Below are 21,898 nucleotides of genomic sequence, written 5' to 3' on the forward strand. Positions count from 1 at the left end.
ATGTCCAAAATATTTACTTGACATCATTGGCTTTCAATAGAATCGTTTTTCTAAACGTTATTATTATTTCTTTATTAAAATTCCAAACAACTCATTACCCTGTCGTTCCGGGATGGAGTTATAACTTCGTTCAAAGGTGTCGACTTTAAAATAGGGATTTAAATACGATAGGTACGATTCTTTATCACCTCCGAAAGGGCGTTTTTCCATATCACCCGTTAGTGGAACATCAAACCACAAACCGACTAACTTCCCATTTTTATGAAGCAAATTTGCCATTTGCTTGAAATACGCACTTCTCATTTCATCCAATGGCGGAAATGAACAAAAAAAAGTTTGCTCAATAATGAGGTCATATGTATCCTGATGACTAAAAAAATCTTCTTGTAATAATTGATTTTCGGGAAAATCAGGGTTTCGTTTTCTAAAGGCTGCCAGTGGCACCTCAGCAATATCCATTACAAAAACATTTTTAAATCCACTATTAAATAAGTATTCGGCCTCATACGCATTGCCGGCACCAGGTATCAAAATCTTTAGGTTTTTATTTTCTAACTGATCAACATACTCCTTTAGCGGCGTAGACACATAGCCTATATCCCAGCCGGTTCTATTTTCATGGTAACGGTCGGTCCAATATTCTTGAAGTTCCTTTGCTTTCATAGGTCGATTAACTGCAGTACTGGAAAATTACATATAAATGGATTACTTTACCAATCACTACTTCATTTTTATGTTGGTGCATGCTTTCTAGCGCTATCAATTATTCCTGCACTTCGCGACATTTCCACAATTTAATTTTCCAAATACGAACAGCTAAAACGAAATAACGATAAAGTACCGTTAAAAAAAATCCTCCATTTTAAAGTATAATCACTTCTAATTATCTTTAGAAAGAACATTTTTAATTAAATACGTAAAGACCCTGATGCTGCGACACCTTATTATTATTATCACTATTTTATCGCTTTCAAGTTGTATCCATGCGCAATCGGTTCAAGGCGTAGTGACTGATTTGGTTAGTGGTGATCCGCTTGAGGGGGTGTCGGTTTATTTTGATGATACTACCGTGGGTACCGTAACAGGGCCAAAGGGACGGTTTAAACTGTCTTACAACAAAAATCTCACGACCCCGCTGGTGATTTCATACATCGGCTATCAAACGATTACATTTTCACAGGTGAACGACCGACAATTTTTGCGCATTGAGATGGAGGAAAAAATAGTACCGCTATCAGAGGTCATTCTATCACCCAATGATTGGACAAGAGACGTAAAACTAAACCAATTTAAAACCCATTATTTGGGCAATACCGACAATGGTAAATCATGTACGATTCTAAATGAAGACGATCTGGTACTAACGTACCTGGAAAAGGATAAAAAATTGGTCGCATTTTGTAAAGATCCTCTTATCATCGTTAATGATCGCTTGAAGTATCAAATTACAGTGCGTCTCCATAAGTTTGAATTAATATATGGATCAGCGAATCCTGATAAGAACAAGTTTAATGTCAAAAATGTGTCGTATGCCGGGCATAGTTTTTATAGTACTCTTGAAAGATTGACCACCCCAGAGACCCAACGACGACGAATGGAAACCTATCAAGGTTCTAAAATGCATTTTCTAAGAGCAGTTGTTAATAATAAGGTATCAAAAGAAGGCTTTAGGCTATTCAGAAGAGACTCTAAGCTAAAACTCAGTCCGCGGCGGGTAATTGGTGTCAGAAAAGAAAATGGAGTCAATGCCATTAAAATTTCAGATATTCTGGTCATTCAATATAAAAATCTACCACACTCTAAAATCAGTACCTATAGTAACGAAATTTACGTTGATGATTTTGGCAATTATTATCCAGTTGATCAAATGTACTTTGAAGGGCATATGGGAGCGCAACGCATGGGGGATACACTACCGCATGATTTTTTATTAGATGATATATAAAGTAGAACAGTCTTCTTGTATTCGGTGATTTTCAGGAAAAGTACATGACGGTTTTAAATACCATGGGGCAGCATATCAGAAATATCCGCCGATTTCCTAATACTACCATTTTTTCTCTTTTAATCACATCATGTCAGGAAATACTACCATCTAATTTTGTTTCTCAATTTAATTTTTAAAAAAATGAGAAAAAGAGCATTCATTATAGGAGGAAGTAGTGGTATTGGAAGAGCTACTGCCGAAAATTTATTAAAAGAAGGTGTAGAAGTTCATATTGTTGGTACAAGTGACGCCAAACTAAATGCCTTTAAAGATGAGACCAATGGCAATTTGTATACCCACAAAGTAGATATCACCAACGAAGCACAAGTACATGCGTTAAATGAAACCATCAACGCACTTGATAACCTTGATTACCTGGTAAATGCATCGGGTATTTTTGGTCCAAAAGCATTTTTAGACCATACACAGGCAGATTATGATTCCTATTTAAACCTGAACCGCGGCTTCTTTTTCATCACCCAGGTGGCAGCAAAAAAAATGGCTGCAACAGATGGTGGTGCTATCGTAAATGTCGGGTCTATGTGGGCAAAACAAGCGGTCAAGGCAACGCCATCTTCAGCATATTCTATGCAGAAGGCAGGTTTACACAGCCTAACCCAACATTTGGCTATGGAATTGGCCGATCATAATATTCGTGTCAATGCGGTGTCACCTGCTGTGGTAGAAACCCCGGTTTACGAAAGTGTTTTTGGCGGTAAACAAGAAGCGAATGATGCTTTACAAAACTTCCATGCCTTTCATCCAATAGGAAGGAATGGTAAAGCACAAGATGTAGCCAACACCATTTCGTATTTACTTTCTGACAAGGCATCCTGGGTAACAGGGGCTATTTGGGATACCGATGGTGGCGTAATGTCTGGTAGGAATTAGCGTTTCCCTGTCGGTAAAACGTATTACTATAGCAAATAATAAAAGACGACCGTAATGATCGTCTTTTTTATTGGATTAACGTTTTTGAAAAGTCAAGAATTAAATTCATCTTTTTATCTTTAAACTATGATTGATCAATATCCCGAGGTAAAGGCCGTAATTGATAAAATAGGTGATGCTCAAAAAGAAGCAGACTGTAAGACGCTGTTTGACATGATGTCACATATTACCAAACAACCTCCTAAAATTTGGCGTGGTAGTATGGTTGGTTTTGGTGAATATAAATACACTCAAAAAAATGGTCGTGAAGGTCGGTGGTTTCTCACCGGATTTTGTCAACGAAAAAAGTTTCTGGTTATTTATGTTATTGCAGGGTTTTATCGCTATGAAGCACTATTAAAGGAACTTGGTAAATTTGAAACGGGTGTTTCTTGTTTATATGTAAAGCAGTTAGCAGACGTTGACAAGGTTGTTTTAGCTGAACTTATTGGCTTATCTATAGACTATATGAAGAGTCAATATGAAATAATATAGATATGGCTACCTCCGGTTATTCAGGCACACCACTCGCTAAAAAATTAGGCATTAAATCGGGTTATGAAGTGCTGGTTTTCAATACACCAACATCCTATCTCAACTTTTTTAGAGACTTTCCTTCTGATGTTATGTTGATAGAAGATATTCATCATGATAATCTAGTCGATATCGTTCATTTTTTTGCCAGCACCAAAGATGAACTTAAAACGTTCTTTTTAGCAGCAAAGAAGGTGCTGAAAAAAGCTGGTGCCATTTGGGTAAGTTGGCCTAAAAAAACCTCTAAAATACCATCTTCAATTGATAAATTTGATGTGATGCAATGCGGTCTGGATATTGGACTTGTCGACGTCAAAGTAGCCGCTATTAATGATGACTGGAGCGGACATAAGTTTGTATATCGCAAGGAAGACCGCTAATAAAAAAAGCCATCTCTAGGATAGCTTTTCATGGTTAATACAGATTATTAGCACTACTTGCTAACAATAATAAATTCGCTTCTTCGATTTTCTTCATGTTTTGCATCACTGCAACGCACACCATTTTTACATTCGTTTTTTAACTGTGTCTCTCCAAATCCTTTCCCGCTGATACGGTCGGCAGCAATACCTTGATCAATGATCCATTGTGCCGTAGATTTTGCTCTCCTGTCAGATAATTTCAAATTATACGGATCACTACCTCTACTATCGGTATGCGATCTGATCTCAATCTTAACAGTTGGGTTTTCCCTCATATAATTTAAAACTTTTGTAAGTTCAGGTTCCTCACTTTTTCTGATAAATGACTTATTTAGGGAAAAATAAATCGGTCTTAAATTTAGTATTTTGGCAACATCATCTCCTTCATACGGCGGTAGTTCTAGTAAATCCACCTGTACCTCTTTAGTGCTTTCTGCTACAGTTAAACTACATGAAGTTGTTCCCTTCTCATGCCCAGCTTTTGTTCCTTCAATCACATAATCTTCATTAGCACAGCTTGCATCAAAAGTGAACTTACCCTGACTATCTGATACGGTAGTTGCAATTTCCTCACCTTCACTATTTTTTAAAACGAGTGTTGCTCCGGGTAGTGGCTTTTGAAAATGAGTTTCAAAAGCTAATCCACTAATACCACCGTCGCATTTGGTTACAAGCATTTTAGTTCTGGTAAAACCATAAATATCATCACCGCCCATGCCGCCTGCTCTGTTTGAAGCAACATATCCTTTGTTTGTATCTTCATTTATGATGAAACCAAAATCATCTTTTGGACTATTTATAGGTTCTCCAACATTGTATACCAGTTTGGTATCACTTGTAGTATCTAACGTATTTACATCAACCATAAAAACATCTAAACCGCCCAAACCATAAAAACCATCCGATGCGAAAAAGAGTTTGTTACTTTTAGTGAGAAAGGGAAAACTCTCTCTACCTTCGGTGTTAACAGTAGGGCCTAAATTCTCAATATCTCCATAAGAATCACCTTTAATGGCTACACGATAAATATCAGCTGCACCGATACCTCCAGGTCTGTCAGAGGTAAAATACAAGGTTTTTTCATCATCACTTAAGGCCGGATGCCCTGTTGAGAAGGTTTCACCATTAAATGGCAACGGCATTATATTATCCCATTTTCCTCTATCATTTTTAGTCGCTTTAAACAGTTTTAATAGGATATTGCCGATAGTGTCTTTACCAACTTCACCTTTGTAGAGATTGTTTCGCGTAAAGTACATGGTGCTACCGTCTTTTGTAACTACTGAGGTCGATTCATGTAGTTTTGTATTGATCTCTTTGAGCTTTTTAATCTTTCTTTTTTTACCAAGCGTATCAGTTAGCTCCTGCGAAACTTCGTAAATATCATATAAAGAAGCATTATTCCACAGATGCTTTTTCACTTGAAAACCTATTAGCGCACGACCAGAAGAAAACAACAACTTGTCCCCGTAGAAGCTAGGTCCGAAATCATTAAACTTCGTATTAAACGATTGTGACTCTATAGTAAAACGCCCACTATTCTCTGCTATTTTTTCAAGATAATTTCGAATTTCAACAAAGCGCTTACCCCTGCTATCCGCTGGTTTAGATTTGATAAATGTGTCCATCCATTTATCTGCCTCTGAATACTTTTTATTTGCCTTTAGTGATTGTGAAAAACGATAATATGCTTCTGGATTAACATCAACACTGGCATTGCTTGTTAACTTTCTGTACCATTCCTCTGCATTCACAAAATCGGCATTGAAGTAGTATGCATTTGCTATTTTTTCGATCACTTCATTTTCTGTGCCGACTTCTCCTTCAACTTGATCCTTATATAAATCGATTGCTTTTTGATAATCGTATGCTTTATAACTACGATCTCCTTTTTCAACTTTACTTGATTGTGCTATTAGTTGACCAGTACTAAGAACAACTAACAGTAGGGATATATATTTTTTCATGATTGCCATAATTTCTAAAAGAATCTAGGTGAGTATACTCCGCTTACATTATTAAATAGTTCAAATCTCAGGAAGATCTCATGTGAGCCCGAATTAAATCTACGCAGTTTTGTAGTTTCAAAATCATAAGCGTAGCCAATTGCCAAGTTATCAGTAATTTGAAAACCTGCCATCGCGCTTAAGGCAGCACTCCATCGATATGCCGCACCCAGCGTGAATTTTTCGTTTATCAACAGATTTGCAGAAAGATCAACTTGTAATGGTGCTCCTTCTACATATTTGGTCAATACAGCCGGTTTCAATTTTAAGCTTGAACTCAAATCAAAAACATAGCCTCCAATTAAATAATAATTAACGCGTTCTCTCGCCAGAAACGTCTCGCTAGTATCGCTACTACTTTTATCATAGTGCTCCGTTTCTAAAAGATTAGGCACTGACAACCCCACATACCATTCATCACTATGCCAATACAAACCAACACCGATATTTGGTGAAAAACGTTGATCTATATTTTGTTCGAACCTCGGATCTCCGGGTTCGAAAATGCCAAGTTTTGTAAAGTCGACATTTAGTATATTTCCTCCTGCTTTTAGTCCAAAAGAAAGCTTGGCATCTTCCGAGGTATCAATCGAATATGAGAAATCAACAAAGAGGTACTGCTCTTCACTGGGTCCTATCTCATCATTAACAAAAGAGACTCCCAGGCCCAATTTACCTTCATCATCCAATGGTGTATTCAGACTTATTGTTTGTGTCGTTGGCGCTCCATCGAGCCCTACCCATTGTGAACGATGCAATCCAAGCGCGCTAAAAACACCTCTACTACCAGCATAGGCGGGATTTACACTGATCGTATTATACATATATTGGGTGTATTGCGCATCTTGCTGCGCACTGATTTCATTAATTCCAGACAGCAGTAAAAGCAAGAAAAGAATCGTTACATTAAGCCTTTGGACTACTCCACTTTCTTTAAGCAGTAATCTGTTAAGGACTATTTTGTTTACAGACGTGTTATTATATATAGTTTTCATTGCTATTCGATTATCGGTTGATGTATAAGTATCCTGATTTTTCAATGGTCGTATTGGAACCGTTTACATACGTGAATATGTAATAATATGTTCCTACTGGTAGCTCCTCATTTCGAGCTATCGTGACCCTTCCATCTGAAAGTCCGCGGAAGAATTTACCGCTTTGACCATAACCATTAGCTTCATACACTAATACCCCCCAGCGATTATAAATTTCAAGATTGTTTTCTGGGAAATTCTCAACACCTCTTATCGTAAATACATCATTCTTACCATCACCATCCGGGGAGAATCCGTTAAATACTTCTATTTCCTCTCCATTGCTATTATTAGGTTCTAAATAATCAGGTGTACCATCACCATCGGTATCAATCGCATCCGAAGGATTTCCATTGCCATCAGGATCAGGAGTTTCATCTGCTGTAAGAATATTATCTCCATCATCGTCGATATCCTGGAAGTCGTCAATTCCATCTCCATCCGTATCTGTTGGTGTGTAGTTGACAGCTCCGCCATTTGGTGAATCTTGAACCGAATCAGGAATGCCGTCTGATCCAACAGGGCCATCCAATCGACCATCTCCGTCAGCATCGTTGGCATTATGACCTGCTTCATAGATGTCCAGAATACCATCGCCATCACTATCTAAATCTTGACTATCGATAATACCATCACCATCGGTATCCAAATCAGGGTCGCCATTCTGCTCTTCGAGATCGGTAATTCCATCATTGTCATCGTCTAGATCGTCAATATTGAGGATACCGTCACCATCGCTGTCTAGAAAAGCATCTACTTGATTGGAGTCCTGTGTTACTTCAGGACCGCCATTGATCAAGGCTGAAACTGAAGCAGTATTACTCACAACTCCTGCCACTACATCCTCCTGAGTAATTACATGCACAGCACCAACGGTAAATGTTCTTCCCGGCTCTAACAGGTCGATCGTGGTACTAGTTGTGTAGAAATCATTGGAGTTACTATCGATAAGTGGGTCTGTTACCATGACATTAGTCAATGGTACATTTCCATTATTAATTACCTGAATTACGAAAGTCACTTGATCACCTACAGCAGTAAATCGATCCGTATTAATGATTTTATTCATTTGAAGATCGAGTACCTGAGGTGTTCCAACAACAGTTGGGTCATCGGGATCACCATCACCGTTATTATCAACATCAGCACTATTAAGCGGATCATCAGAATCATCACTTACTGGTGTACCTGAAGGATCAAAACCGCTAGCGGTAGCCACATTGGTAACTGAACCATTAGTCAGATCAGAGGCAGTAATCGTGTATTGCGCCACCACCGTTTCGCTAGCCCCTGGTGCTAAACTTGCTATAGTGTTCGGCGTTACTACACCACCATCGGCATTGGTATCGCTAATGGTAATGGTATTTAACATTACATTACCCGTATTCGTCACAACAATGTCATAGTTAATCACCTCACCAACTGCATTGTACAATCCATCGGTTGGTTCGGGAAGTGCTGTTTTTGTAACACTTAATGCACCTTCTTGACTTAAATCAGTTATTGTAGGATCATCCGGTGCAGGTGTGTTAGGATCATCAGATTGCGTATCACTTACCGGATTACCTTGTGGATCATCACCAGCAACACTTGCTGTATTGGTAACATTACCTGCATCTAAATCAGCTTGTGTAATGGTATGGCTCGCAACCAATGGTACACTAGCACCTGGATTTAAACTAGATATGGTAGCTGGAGTAATACTGCCTGGATCGGCATTCGGGTCACTAACTATTATATTAGTTAAGGTAGTAGTCCCTGTATTTTCCACAGTGATGGAGTATGTTATGATCTCACCAATTTCGTTAAATCCGTCATCTGTTGGCGGATCGGCCGATTTTGAAATCACCAAGGTTGATACCTGGTCAACCGGAGTGGTCACTTCATTTGAATCAAATGTTGGAGTTGGATTACCCCCTATTGCAACGGGTTCGATACCAGCAGCACTTGCAGTATTCACTACCTCGCCTGCATCAATATCAGCTTGTGTAATAGTATGCGTTGCTGTCGCGGTGAAGCTATTTCCAGGGGATAATAACGCAATCGTGCCTCCTTGGATACTTCCTAGATCCGCATTTGGATCAGTAACCATAACATCACTCAATGTAATAGTACCCGAATTTGTGGTCACTATGCTATAAGTAATTACATCGCCTACGGAATCGTATGGTCCTACACTGGTAACTGATTTCACAACCGTCAATTCTCCTACCTGGGGTACTGTTATTTCTGTTGGATCATTATCAGCTGGTGTATTCGGATCATCAGACACTTCTGTAAGTGGTGTCCCAGGATTTAAAGGATCGTCTACACTTACCGTTGCCTGATTAACAACTTCTGCATTGTCAATATCAGCTTGTGTTATGGTATGCAATGCTGTAAAATCAACACTACTTCCTGCAGGAATATCTGCCGTTGCAGGACTAATGCTACCGGCGTCGGCATTAGGATCGGTAATTGATGCTCCGATAAGCGTAACATTTCCTGTATTAGTAGCAGTAATTCGATACCGAATGGCTTCTCCAACAGTATCATACAAATCAGATGGATCAGCAGGGTTCAATGGTAATACCACTTTAGTCAGCTCGACGCCTGAAGTCTGAGATATTGGTGTATTAGTAGGATCATCAGTTCCTCCCACATCTGGATCATCAGACGTTGCTGTTATCTCATTTCCATCAGGATCATCAGCAGTAACCGTTGCCTGATTTGTCACGATTCCTACATCAATATCAGCTTGAGTAATTGTATGAGTTGCCCCTACCGTTGCAGTTGTTCCCGGTAACAAAGTAGGAATACTAGCTGGATTAATACTACCCAAATCAGCATTAGGATCGGTAATGACCACATTGGTTAATGTAGTATTTCCTGAGTTCGATACTTCTATATCGTACGTGATTACTTCTCCAATTGTATCGTATGCCCCATCCGGTGCCGCCATATCAACTTTAGTCACTGTTAACTCAGGATTTTTAACTACTGGTGTTGTAGTAGGATCATCGGCCGCAGCAGTATCCGGATCATCAGAAGTATCGGTTACCTGAGCTGAATTAGGATCATCACCTGTGGCGACAGCTGTATTTACTACTTCACCGGCATCAAGATCAGTCTGCGTAATTGTGTGTGTTGCGGTAAAAGTGGTGGTCCCACCAGGGGCAAGACTAGCCGCATTAGCAGGACTTACACTATCAGCATTGATATCACTTACCGTAATATTAGTAAGATTCACATTTCCGGTGTTCTCTACTACTATCGTATAATTAATTACTTCTCCTAAGGTATCATAAGCACCATCAGCGGCTGCATCATCAGTTTTAGTTACTGTTAATTGTGCATCTCCATCTAATGAAACCACGGTAGGATCGTCAGCAGCTGGAGTATTTGGATTGTCTGATGCCGTATCCTCAATCGGATTACTATCAGGATCTTCACTCGTCACACTGGCTTGATTAGATACAAGTTGCGCATCTAAATCGGCTTGTACAATGGCATGTCTAGCCTCGAAAACCACGGTGCTTCCCGGTGGAAGGCTGGCAGCCAGTGCTGTATTTGCAGCATCAACCGGAGTGATCGTTCCAGGATCCGCATTAGGGTCAGTCACCACCACATTGGTCAAGGTAATATTACCAGTATTCGTGGCACTTATGGTATATACAATCTCTTCTCCAAGGGTATCGTATGATCCATCCGGAGCTGCCGCTGCCGATTTAATTAATTCAATTCCCGTAGTTTGAGGAAGATCTGTAACGGTAGGATCATCAGGATTTCCATCCCCATCATCATCCACACTATTACTAGTATCATCAGGATCATCGGAAAGTCCGGTAACAGGACCTAAGGGCGAGGTAGCAGAAACTGTCGCTTTGTTCGTAAAACTACCACTATCAATATCGGCTTGTGTAATCACATACGTACCACTAAAAGTTGAACTATCAACTGCTCCAGGAGCGAGTGTCGGTAAAATCCCTCCACTAATGACAACCCCAGGATCTGTTACAGCAACATTGGTTAAGGTTGTGTTTCCTGTATTGGTTACTGTAAATATGTAAGTAATAGTGTCACCAGCGTTTACACCGTCTCCACCATCATTTAACGTATCTTCTTTGGTTATCGTAATGCCGTCGGTTCTAGATAATACTGTCACGGTATCGTCGTCTGGATTGCCATCATTATCACCATCGACATCTGTAGTGTCATCGGGATCATCCGATAAAGCAGTCACCGTATTACCATTAATATCTTCTCCGGTTGCAACAGCACTATTACTAAAACTACCTGCATCGATATTATCTTGAGTGATCGTGTGCGAAGCCGTAAATGTTCCTGTATCACTTGCCCCACCAGCTAATGTTGCCAATGGCCCACCTGTTACCGTGACCAATGCATCTGTAACCGTCACATTGGTGAGATCGGTATCGCCTGTATTCGTTACGGTAAACACATAGGTAATGGTATCTCCTGCTTGTAACCCATCACCACCATCAACTAAAGTATCGGTTTTGGTGATGGTGAGCCCGATTGGCTCCTCTCTCCAGTTTGGTTCACCGCCAGGGCTATCTGTATCGGGAAATGGATTCGTTGCAGTTTGATTACCGTTTGTAGGATCGGGATCTGCATCATCGTTATCAAAAGCATCATCTAAACCGTCTCCATCTGCATCAGTGTTAGACGGTACTGTATCTGGTACTCCATCATTATCGGTGTCATATGCTTCTATGGTATCACTTTCACCATCATCATCACTATCAGTATCGCGATAATCAGGAAGGTTTTCAGCCGTATTGCCATCGGTATCAACTGGAATAATTGGGCTTCCAGTAACTCCTGCGCAATTAGCACCTGTACAATCAGGATCGTAGGCATCATCAATTCCATCGCCATCAGTATCATTACCTGAAGGAGGTATATATCCTAAAGTTGATTGCGCCTCGATGTTGTCAACAATCCCATCATTATCTGAATCAATATCTAAGTAATCCGGTCCACCCGCACCATCAGTGTTAGGAGCTGGAAGTGGTGTTCCTCCTGTTACTTCACCAGGACCACTACCACTGTCAATAGTATCTACCTCATCAGCTAAACCATCACCATCGGCGTCGGTCATACTGGTAGGATCGCCCGGTGTTGGATAATCTATTTCTCCATCACCGTCAGTATCCGTACCGCCAGCTTCAATAATATCAGGAATTCCATCGTTATCTCCGTCTTTATCTAAGTGATTTGGAATACCATCGCCATCAGCATCTAAATTATCATTGACTCCGTCTCCATTCACATCTGCAAATCCAGGGAAATCGGAATCTTCAAAATTAGGTATACCATCATTATCATCATCGGCACTTGGGTCGATCCCTCCGCTTTCTGCCGTATCCGGAATGCCATCATTATCATCATCAAGATCTAAAGCATCTGCTATCCCGTCATTGTCGGAGTCTTCAATTTCTCTAAAATCTACTTCCGGAGTTCCAGGAATATCATCATTATCAGTATCCGCTGCGCCACCATTCAAATTATCATTTGCATCAGGTATCCCTGTAGCAGTATCATCGCTATCGTCAAAAATATCATCCAATCCGTCACCATCAGTATCCGTGCCCAAATCTGCCGGAGTATTGCCGCCCAATAACTGTCCGGCTTCTAAAATATCATCAACACCATCATTATCAGCATCTGTATCAATATAATCCGGAGTGTCAGTACCATCTGTATTTTCTGGTACAATTGCTGTACCGCCATTATCCGGATCGTAGGCATCGTCGATACCATCGCCATCAGTATCTGCGTTTGCAGGAGGATTATATCCTACGGTAGGTTGTCCTTCTACATTATCAGGAATACCATCATCATCGGCATCTATATCTAAGTAATTGGGTCCGCCTGAACCATCTGCATTCGGGACAGGAAGTGGAGTTCCTGTAGTCACTGAACCTCCAACATCATCAACCTCATCAGCCAAACCATCGTTATCAGCATCTGTCATACTTGTTGGGTCTCCTGGTGTTGGGTAGTCAACTTGACCATCACCATCCGTATCGGTACCACCTGCCTCAATGATATCGGAGATCCCATCCCCATCGGAATCAGCATCAAGACAGTTGGGAATTCCATCTCCGTCAAAATCTGGTTCCAGCGACAATCTTATTCTTATTACTGAGCTGGTTCCTGGATTGGTTGTAAACAAACTAAAATTTGTTACTCCACTTGTAGCAGATTGCCAAACAAACGAATCTGGGTTTGCTCCGCCACCTGTATTTAAGACACTATATGTCGGAGGAGAATTTTGCTCAACAAAATTTGGATTTAGCGACGTGATTTGAGTATACGCTACTCCATCTAATGATCGAATTCCATCTACTTGAGTATCTCCAAGTGTTCGTCCATGTTCTAGCTCGGCTCTCAATCTTGAAGCAGCAGTACCGGATATAGCAAATGTACTTTCGTCACTTACTGATGGATCTGCTCCTACAACAAGTCGATTCCCATTATCACTATTTAATCCTGTCGCAGAAATAACAATCGCCCCGCTGTTTGCAGGAAATCCAAATGCATCACTAATGTCAACATTCGTAATATCAGTATTTGAAAATGGGCTTCCATTAATTCCCAATGTTGCAGCAGTGATATTAACATAGTTAATTGGACACTCTGTAAGATCAGGAATACCGTCATTATCATCATCGAGATCAACAACATCAGGAATACCATCAGAATCTGTATCAAGTGCATCTCTAAAATCGACATCAGTAGTCGCTCCGTTAGCAATATTGTCATTATTGCCATCAGAGTCCGGAGTACCACTTGCTCCCGTATCTAGATTGTCATTTACATCAGGAGTACCACTTACACTATCGTCACTCGTATCAAAGCCATCATCTAAACCATCACCATCGGTATCGGTGCCTGTAAAAGTACCCTGACCGGCCTCAAAAACATCATTAATACCATCATTATCAGCATCAGTATCGATATAATCTGGTATACCATCACCATCAGTATCTTCTGGTGCAACACCAGCGTTAGTATCCACGCCATTGTTGGTAGCTGCATCACCAGCTGGTGCCGTATATGCCCCTGTGGCTTGCGCTTCAACATTATCAGGAATACCATCATCATCGGCATCTATATCTAAATAGTTAGGACCATCGTTCACATTGCCATCAGAATCCAGGGGCAGCGAACTAACTCCTGCGCCATCAGCACCACCATCTTCAGCTATATCCGGAATACCGTTCGTTCCCACTACCGGTGTTCCCGTTCCTACAATACCATCATTATCCGGATCACTTACCAGTGGATTACCACTTTCTACAACATCAAAAATCCCATCATTATCACTATCCAGATCATTACAATTAGGAATACCATCGCCATCAAAATCTTCTTCAACCAATACCTGCATCGCAAAATTCCCTCCATCACCATCTGTATTTGCATTCTCTCTTTCCTGAATACCTACATTCAACTGGGTAATTGGTAAACTATCCGTTCTGCTAAATCTAATCGTTAGATCAGCAGATCGCCCATTTGGAAAATCTTCTTCTTCTTGAGTGGTGTTTCTATCGGAAGCATCGTCTGCAGGTTCAATATTGTTATCTCCAATTGCAAATACTCCTGAATTGACAAGGATATTAAAATCATTACCTGAGACTACATCAGCTTGTATATTAGGATTAAGAGCTGGGTCAAATACCGCTCTTATTTGATCGAGACTATTAATATGTAGATACACCTCTTTTACCGGAGAACCCGTAAAATCAAAGACAATATTGTCATTTAACTGCCCTGCATTTAAAATGCCCCCATAGAAAAATCCTGATGCATCCAGCTCAGTGGACCCATCGGGAAAGGTATAGGCTGCATTATCGAAAAAAGTTGTACCGCGGTCAAAACCTAGAAAACTACCATATCCAGAAAAACCACCAACGGTAACGGTAACCCCATTAGAAGTGGTACTTGTTCTAGTAACGTCAAAATCGACTTCAGCCCAGCTACATCCTTCTTCTGCATCGGGAATCCCGTCATTATCATCATCAAGATCGACAAGATCAGCAATACCATCATTATCCAAATCGCTCGCTTCTCTATAATCAACCTCAGATGTTGTTGTATTTGTTAGATTAGGCAGATCGGCGGCTCCATTATTTTGATCATCATTTACGTCAAAAGGACCTGCTGCGGTATCTACATCGTCAAAAGTATCATCCAAACCATCACCATCGGCATCTCCTGTAATACCAAAATTTGTGAATCCGGCCTCGATCACATCAGGCAATCCGTCATTGTCGGAATCAACATCTAAATAATCAGGATTATCCGTTCCGTCTGTATTTTCAGGTGTTAATCCGTTAACCTGATCATAGGCCGTAGGAATTCCGGTAGGTCCTACATCCCCTTGACCTACTACACCTGTTGCCGAAGGCGCCGTATATCCTGTTGTAGCTTGCGCTTCGACATTATCTGGAATACCATCATTATCAGCATCGATGTCTAAGCTATTTGGAAGTCCATCACCATCAACATCGCATAAAAAAGTGGTCGTTGCCCAATAGAAGTTATCAATACCAATATTATTACGTTCATCAGTTGGTGTCGTAGCAGTAATCGTGTAGGTAAATACAACTTTATTGATTTTAGGCCCAGAAGAAACGATTCCTATAAAAGCCTCTGTATTATTACCTGCTGTGATTTGAGTAGGTTGATTGTTTCCATCGCCATCTTGAACCGTTAATAATCCCGTAGCATCTGAGCCAAACTGGCCGTTTTGAGCTTGAAAAACCAAATTATCATTTACCCTAACCGTATAATTTTCTGTAGGATTTCCCTGCGTATCAAAATTGTCCAACATTTCAAAAGAGAATGCAGAAACTGGTTCAGTAAATGTAATCGTGGCGGTTATTATTTGTGGATTCCCTCCATTTTGAAGATTAAGTAGCGGTGGAAAATCCTGGCCCAACAGTAGGGCATTCCCAGTGCCACCACTTATCAGTTCATTCCCGGTTACACCCGCATTATAATTAGTGGATGTGCTATTGGAAGTAAGGGTAACTACGCCATTGTCAAATGGAATATCAATGGATCCTGTTATATCTTGTTCTCCTCCTGATCCGGGCCAATCGTTATCATTCGAGAGAGTTCCTCCAAATTCCTGCGCTGCTTCATCCCAGCCGGAATTTGTATGCCCACTTCCATCCGTATTTCCTCCTGTTACATATACTGCGTAGGGACCCTGTGCCCAGCTGTTCGCTTCAGGACTAGAAGCAGATACTGGAGTTAAATTGGGCAAGGGACATTCAACACGATCTAAAATTCCATCATTGTCATTGTCCAAATCCACACTATCAATCACACCATCATTATCATAATCTGGCCCCTCACGATAGTCAACATCGTTTAGTGCATTTTCATCCGGATATTCAGTTGAAGGGTTCGTTATATTACCTTGCGGTACATTATACGGCATCATGTCGGTATTAGCAGCAACATCGGCAATATCGTCTAGCCCGTTATTGTTGGCATCGACACCCGAAAGGTCAATATCCGCTTCAGTAGTATCCGATATCCCATCGTTATCAGCATCGGTATCTAAAGTATCTATGTTGTCTGTACCATCAGTATTTTCAGGTGTAATACCAACACCATAATTATCAGGTAATCCTGCAAAGGGGCCAGCAGCAAATACTGTAGAAGACGGAGCCTGCCAGCCAGCAGTGGTTTGGGCTTCAACATTATCAGGAATACCATCATTGTCAGAATCTAAATCTAAGGAGTTAGGAATACCATCTCCATCCAAATCATCACATAATTCGATATCAGCAGAAAATACATATGTATATGTATCAGTTATCGAAGTGGTGGCAATAATATCAAAAGGTGAAGTAATAGGGTTCAGTAAATCGACCGTAAATCCTCCTACATTTGCACCACCACTTACTGTCACCGTAAGTCCATCTCCTGACAAGGTGAAGGTTCCACTACCACTATTTTGCACTAAATTAGTTACTGGTTGTGAAAATGCATAGGTACCTGCATCTACAAAATCTACAGTTACTGAAGATGCCCTTAAGCTGGTTAACGTAAAACTTCCAGTCGGCGCAATGGTAAGCGTGCTAGTAAACCCAGCTGCATTTGAAAAACCAGCAACAGCAGGTGGGAACAAATCAGAAGAATTACCAAAACCGCCATTAGCTCCATTTGGTTGCGTATTAAAAGTTACATCAAACACTATAGTATTTGATGTATCACTTAACGTTCCTGTAACTGTACCTGTGCCACCTCCTGTTGTGAAATTGGCATCTGCGCTTGCTGTCCCACAGCTTTCGTCGACGTCTAAAATACCATCATTGTCATCATCGACATCTGTAATATCGGGAATCCCATCTTGATCAGTATCAACAAGATCATTGTTGTCATCACGGAAATCAACATCACCCGTTGTGCCATTATCAGTATCTTCATCGGGTAGTGTATTTGGGTCATCAAGACTACCATTTGGGTCGGCGTAGGTTTCACCGAAAGGAACAGGCGCTTCGGCACTATCTAAAGTTCCATCACCATCACTATCGGTATCTAAATAATCCGGGATCGCATCACTTGTTGCCAAGGCAGCATCCGTATTGGTTGGCGTCACTGGTGCACCATTGGTATCGTAAGCATCATCAACACCGTTATTATCACTATCAGTACCAGAGGGCGCTGTATAGTCTCCTGTTGTTTGGGCTTCTATATTATCCGGAATGCCATCATCATCACTATCCAAATCTAAATAATCAGGAAGGTTATCACCTGCTGTATTGATTGTGTCCACCGGTGTACCATAGGCAGCACCAGTTACTGCTCCCGTACCTGTATCAGCTCCATCTGCCCGACCATCTTGGTCAGCATCGGTATCGCCCTGGCCACTTTCAATAAGATCATAAACACCGTCATTATCGCTATCTAAATCTAAGGCATCATTAACGCCATCACTATCAGTATCTGGATATGGTAATGGTGATCCCGTAACGCTATCATCCAATCCGTCTCCATCACCATCGGTGAATCCGGCTATAACTCCGTTCGCATCTGGAGTACCACCAGCTTCCGTCGTATCGTAAATACCATCGTTATCACTATCAACATCCTGAAAATTAAGTTTTCCATCACCATCAGCGTCACCTGCCGGTAAGGCCGTGCCGCCATCATCAGCATCGGTGATATCACTCCAACCATCACCATCTGTATCCGTTATTGCACCGGTTCCAATAATACCGTCACCATCAGGATCAGAACCACCAGCCTCGGTGACGTCTGGAATACCATCATTATCGCTATCTAAGTCTAAATAATCCACCGGACCATTACCATCAGAATTGGGTATTGGCAACGCATTACCGGGATTTAATGCAGTATCAGCAGTACCATCACGATCGTCATAAGGATCGATCGCATCAATGAGTCCATCAGCATCCGCATCATTAGCAGTACCCGGGCCTAATTGCCCATCGTTATTTTCATCAGTACCGCGTGCTTCAATGACATCAGGAATGCCGTCGTTATCGCTGTCTAAATCGACATTATCATCAATACCATCACCATCAGAATCAAATGTTTGTAATGACCCTGCTGCTCCTAGTGGTAAACCTTGGGCATCTACTTCAGTGTTATCTGCTAAAACACCAGTACCCGGTTGTCCGTTTCCATCAGGATCATCGGTTCCACCTGCCTCTGTATAATCAGTAATCCCGTCATTATCAGAGTCCAGATCAAATGTATCCAAAATCCCATCTCCATCACTATCAACAGCTGCTAATGGGCACGCACCATCTTGAAAAACAACAGCAATATCATATTCTTCAGCCGGAGCCGTTGTCGTATAACTTATTGAAGTATAGGTTCCCGGAAATTGAAGCGCAGCGCCTACCTCCTCACCTGAAATAGTGGTCGGAGTTATTGTGATGGTACCATATCGGTCTAGAACTGCAAAGGTATTGGAAAAGGTAAGTGTTCTAAGTAAACCCGGGCCACCAATTGTTGAAAACAAGATAATTGGGTTTTCAACTGGTTGAGAAAAAGCTATAGTTACCGCTCCCGTTCGACTTGTTCGGACACCATTTAACGCTGGTGTAATATTGAATTGAGGAAAGCTTTCTAAAATCGGGTTTTGATTGGATAAAGTGCCGCCACCGGATGTTGTTATGGTAACTGTTGTTGTCGTGGCGTTCGCATTATTAGATCCTGAAACAGATGCACCACTCGGAGCACCGAATGCTGTTACTTGATAATTACATACCAAATAGTCTCGTTCGTTTAAGTCTAGGATTCCATCATTATCGTCATCTATATCTGCACTATCTGGAATACCGTCACCGTCGTTATCCGGTGCCAATTCTTCACGCCAGTCTCTCTCAGGGGTAGAAGACAATTGATCGTTGGGTTGACTTGTGGGTGTTTGCCCACCATTGGTTACATTGGCAATAGCCGTTGTCCCCGCACTGAGGTCAAAAATATCAGCCAGTCCGTCACCATCAGCATCGGCAAAGGCCACGGCATCTAGCACTCCATCATTATCAACATCAACTTCGGCGGGGTCTAATGAGCCGGATACGCCAAAAAAGTTTTCGGCCAAATCACTAGGATCCAACCCTCCGTCTTGTCCGTCTGAGTTTGTATCAGCATAATCCGGCGCCGAACCCCCATCGGTATTTGCGTATCCATGTGCAACTCCTCCTTGGTCTACATCATAGGCATCATCTAATCCATCTCCATCCGCATCGGTATTTGATGGGGATACATAGGAAGTAGTTGGTAAGCCTTCAATATTATCAATGATGCCATCGTTATCAATATCGATGTCTAAATAATTATTCACGCCATCGCCATCGCGATCTTGGTTAAAACCAAAACCGCCTAAAATATTCCCCGGAAAATCAGGATCATTGGTATCGGCCAAACCATCATTGTCGGAATCGACTGGGATTCCAGTTCCGACTATTCCATCATTATCACCATCAGCAACCTGAAAATTGCCTTCAAAGGTATCAGGCAGTCCGTCGCCATCACTATCCAAATCAAGATGATCTGGTATGGTATCATAATCAGAATTTGTTGGAACCCCATTATAAATCGCTTGGGCATCATCATCCCAACCGTCACCATTGGCATCAGTAATTGTTGCATTGTCTATCCCGTCGCCATCAATAGTACCGTCGTTACCAGCATCCCCTAAAACTAGATTGTTTGCCCACGCCTCTTCAGCATCAGTAATTCCATCATTGTCTGCATCTCGATCTTTATAATCAAACAACCTTTTTCCTTCCGATATTAAATCGTTGTCTGTATTCGGTAGTATATAATTGATTCCTGCGGTAGTCGTATCATTTGTTTCTACCAGTGCCGACAAACCGTTTGCTCCGACATCACCTCCAGGATCGTTTGCGTCTAACACTCCGTCATTATTAGTATCTAAAGCACCATTGCCTGCCTCATAAACATCGGGCAATCCATCATTATCCGCATCAATATCTAAATGATCGGGAATACCGTCATTGTCAAAATCCAACCCATTAACAATTACAAAATCAGGATCAGCATATTCAATTGCCGTGCATTCATCAATATTTAATGAGAATTGCCTTGTGGCCGACCCACCATTATTTCCCTTTTTATATTGCAGCCTAAAAACAAATGAACTTACATCTTGATAATGAAAAAATGCTCTTATTACGGGATTGGTATCAATGCTTGGACCTTGCACAGCTCCTGCGGTAAAATCGATACCATTACCGTAGGTGGGGTCTGTAACCGTATCTGCTGACAAGGCAGTCGTGCTTTCTAAAATATAAGCCCCTATATCATAATATACCTGCGATTCTTTTTGACTAGTCCCATCAATATCATAGGCTGAACCACCAAAACTGGTTATGGAAGCAGCAGGATTCGTAGTGCCTGTTTCATAAAAATCCATTCGGAAAACAGCGTTAGGTGTTCCCGTACCTGAAAATCGTATTTCAGGATTGAAAGCACTGGCTAAACCAGTATTTTGATTATCGATAGTATTAATGACTGCGCTATTGAGTTCCAAAATTGTTACCACCGCATCAATACCAGGTGCAGAATTGGTATATCTATAGGTGGTCCCTACCGTATTATTTGGTCCAGTTTGGGTGGGATTGTTACTAAAATCAAAAGAAGGAATATCACAAATTCCTCCCGCCGGATCGGTAACACTAAAGCCTAAATATTCAATATCATCAGGGATACCATCATTATCATCATCAAGGTCCGCAACATTTAAAATACCGTCTCCATCTTCATCAGGGTTCGGATTCCCGCCTCCAGAAGAACTTGATAAATCACTTGGTACTCCGGCTTCGCAATTTAACGGGTTGGCATTACAACCAAAAGCAGAAAAAATATCAAATGCACCATTAATTAAAAAGGCATCAGCATAGTTGTCAGCATATAAGGCTGATGCGCAAATACCTAATGTTCCCTGCACTCTAATCGCAGCTCCGTTAGCATCCTCTACAGCTATAACCGCTTTATCTGTAAAAGGAGCAGTACAACCAGGGCTACCTGCAGCCGCCAGCGCCCCAAAAAACCCTATTTCACCTGCACTTCCTTGTACGTACAGTGTTGTTCCTGCTGGCCATGTATACCCAGGATTACCCGTACTAACATGATCTATACCTCCGAAAACACCTCCCGAAGTATAGGTCCCAGAAGTAGGCGGCCAGGAAGAAATACAAACTACATCACCCGAGGTCAGTGTAATATTTCCGTCAATGATATTCCCTAAGTCGTCCTGATCATATAATGTTCCTCCAGTGCCTGGCGACGGGCATTGTGCAATCAAGGTTTGGTTAAAAAGTCCAAAAGAACATACAAGAAATAATGAAAAAATAAGCTTCTTGGACCGAGGCATTCTTAAAAGGAATAAACTAGGGATAATGCCCAACAAAGTAGTTGCAAGGAGTTTCATAGGTAATTGATCGGTTAATAATAAAG

8 protein-coding genes are annotated in these 21,898 nt (G+C 41.3%); 4 read left to right on the forward strand and 4 right to left on the reverse strand.

Annotated elements, in window-relative coordinates; translation table 11 throughout:
• Positions 1-63: 63 nt before the first annotated feature.
• Positions 64-663, reverse strand: a complete 600-nt coding sequence (locus ABN763_RS10175; RefSeq protein ID WP_410485354.1) for a methyltransferase domain-containing protein — start codon at positions 661-663, stop codon at positions 64-66.
• A gap of 265 nt (positions 664-928) precedes the next feature.
• On the opposite strand from ABN763_RS10175, the gene ABN763_RS10180 reads away from it, so the two are divergent.
• The 4 genes from ABN763_RS10180 (at position 929) to ABN763_RS10195 (ending at position 3,831) form a co-directional block, all read left to right on the forward strand.
• Entirely contained in the window at positions 929-1,945 is a 1,017-nt protein-coding gene (locus tag ABN763_RS10180; RefSeq protein ID WP_410485355.1) for a carboxypeptidase-like regulatory domain-containing protein, read from the forward strand.
• A 183-nt stretch (positions 1,946-2,128) separates the two neighbouring features.
• Positions 2,129-2,878, forward strand: coding sequence for an SDR family NAD(P)-dependent oxidoreductase (locus ABN763_RS10185; RefSeq protein WP_410485356.1), 750 nt, complete (start codon positions 2,129-2,131; stop codon positions 2,876-2,878).
• A 126-nt stretch (positions 2,879-3,004) separates the two neighbouring features.
• Positions 3,005-3,412 (forward strand): DUF1801 domain-containing protein, encoded by a 408-nt coding sequence (locus tag ABN763_RS10190; protein ID WP_410485357.1) that lies wholly within the window; start codon positions 3,005-3,007, stop codon positions 3,410-3,412.
• 2 nt (positions 3,413-3,414) lie between these two features.
• The gene (locus ABN763_RS10195) at positions 3,415-3,831 is read left to right on the forward strand and encodes a DUF3052 family protein (protein WP_410485358.1); all 417 of its coding nucleotides are present in this window, start codon (positions 3,415-3,417) and stop codon (positions 3,829-3,831) included.
• A gap of 53 nt (positions 3,832-3,884) precedes the next feature.
• Here ABN763_RS10195 and ABN763_RS10200 read toward each other — a convergent pair whose 3' ends face one another.
• The 3 genes from ABN763_RS10200 to ABN763_RS10210 are packed head-to-tail and all read right to left on the reverse strand — an operon-like array spanning position 3,885 to position 21,872.
• Positions 3,885-5,840: an OmpA family protein gene (locus ABN763_RS10200; protein ID WP_410485359.1), complete on the reverse strand. Its 1,956-nt coding sequence runs from the start codon at positions 5,838-5,840 to the stop codon at positions 3,885-3,887.
• A gap of 14 nt (positions 5,841-5,854) precedes the next feature.
• Positions 5,855-6,874, reverse strand: a complete 1,020-nt coding sequence (locus tag ABN763_RS10205) for a type IX secretion system membrane protein PorP/SprF (protein ID WP_410485360.1) — start codon at positions 6,872-6,874, stop codon at positions 5,855-5,857.
• Between the two features lie 10 nt (positions 6,875-6,884).
• The gene (locus ABN763_RS10210) at positions 6,885-21,872 is read right to left on the reverse strand and encodes a gliding motility-associated C-terminal domain-containing protein (protein ID WP_410485361.1); all 14,988 of its coding nucleotides are present in this window, start codon (positions 21,870-21,872) and stop codon (positions 6,885-6,887) included.
• Positions 21,873-21,898: the final 26 nt, after the last annotated feature.

Source organism: Spongiivirga sp. MCCC 1A20706, from assembly GCF_046524175.1.
Classification (GTDB): Bacteria; Bacteroidota; Bacteroidia; order Flavobacteriales; family Flavobacteriaceae; genus Spongiivirga.

Bases quoted from the DNA above. Each gene is read 5' to 3' on its own strand.
- ABN763_RS10175 (WP_410485354.1), bottom strand. From the start codon at position 663: ATGAAAGCAAAGGAACTTCAAGAATATTGGACCGACCGTTACCATGAA.
- ABN763_RS10185 (WP_410485356.1), top strand. From the start codon at position 2,129: ATGAGAAAAAGAGCATTCATTATAGGAGGAAGTAGTGGTATTGGAAGA.
- ABN763_RS10180 (WP_410485355.1), top strand. From the start codon at position 929: ATGCTGCGACACCTTATTATTATTATCACTATTTTATCGCTTTCAAGT.
- ABN763_RS10210 (WP_410485361.1), bottom strand. From the start codon at position 21,872: ATGAAACTCCTTGCAACTACTTTGTTGGGCATTATCCCTAGTTTATTC.
- ABN763_RS10190 (WP_410485357.1), top strand. From the start codon at position 3,005: ATGATTGATCAATATCCCGAGGTAAAGGCCGTAATTGATAAAATAGGT.
- ABN763_RS10205 (WP_410485360.1), bottom strand. From the start codon at position 6,874: ATGAAAACTATATATAATAACACGTCTGTAAACAAAATAGTCCTTAAC.
- ABN763_RS10200 (WP_410485359.1), bottom strand. From the start codon at position 5,840: ATGAAAAAATATATATCCCTACTGTTAGTTGTTCTTAGTACTGGTCAA.
- ABN763_RS10195 (WP_410485358.1), top strand. From the start codon at position 3,415: ATGGCTACCTCCGGTTATTCAGGCACACCACTCGCTAAAAAATTAGGC.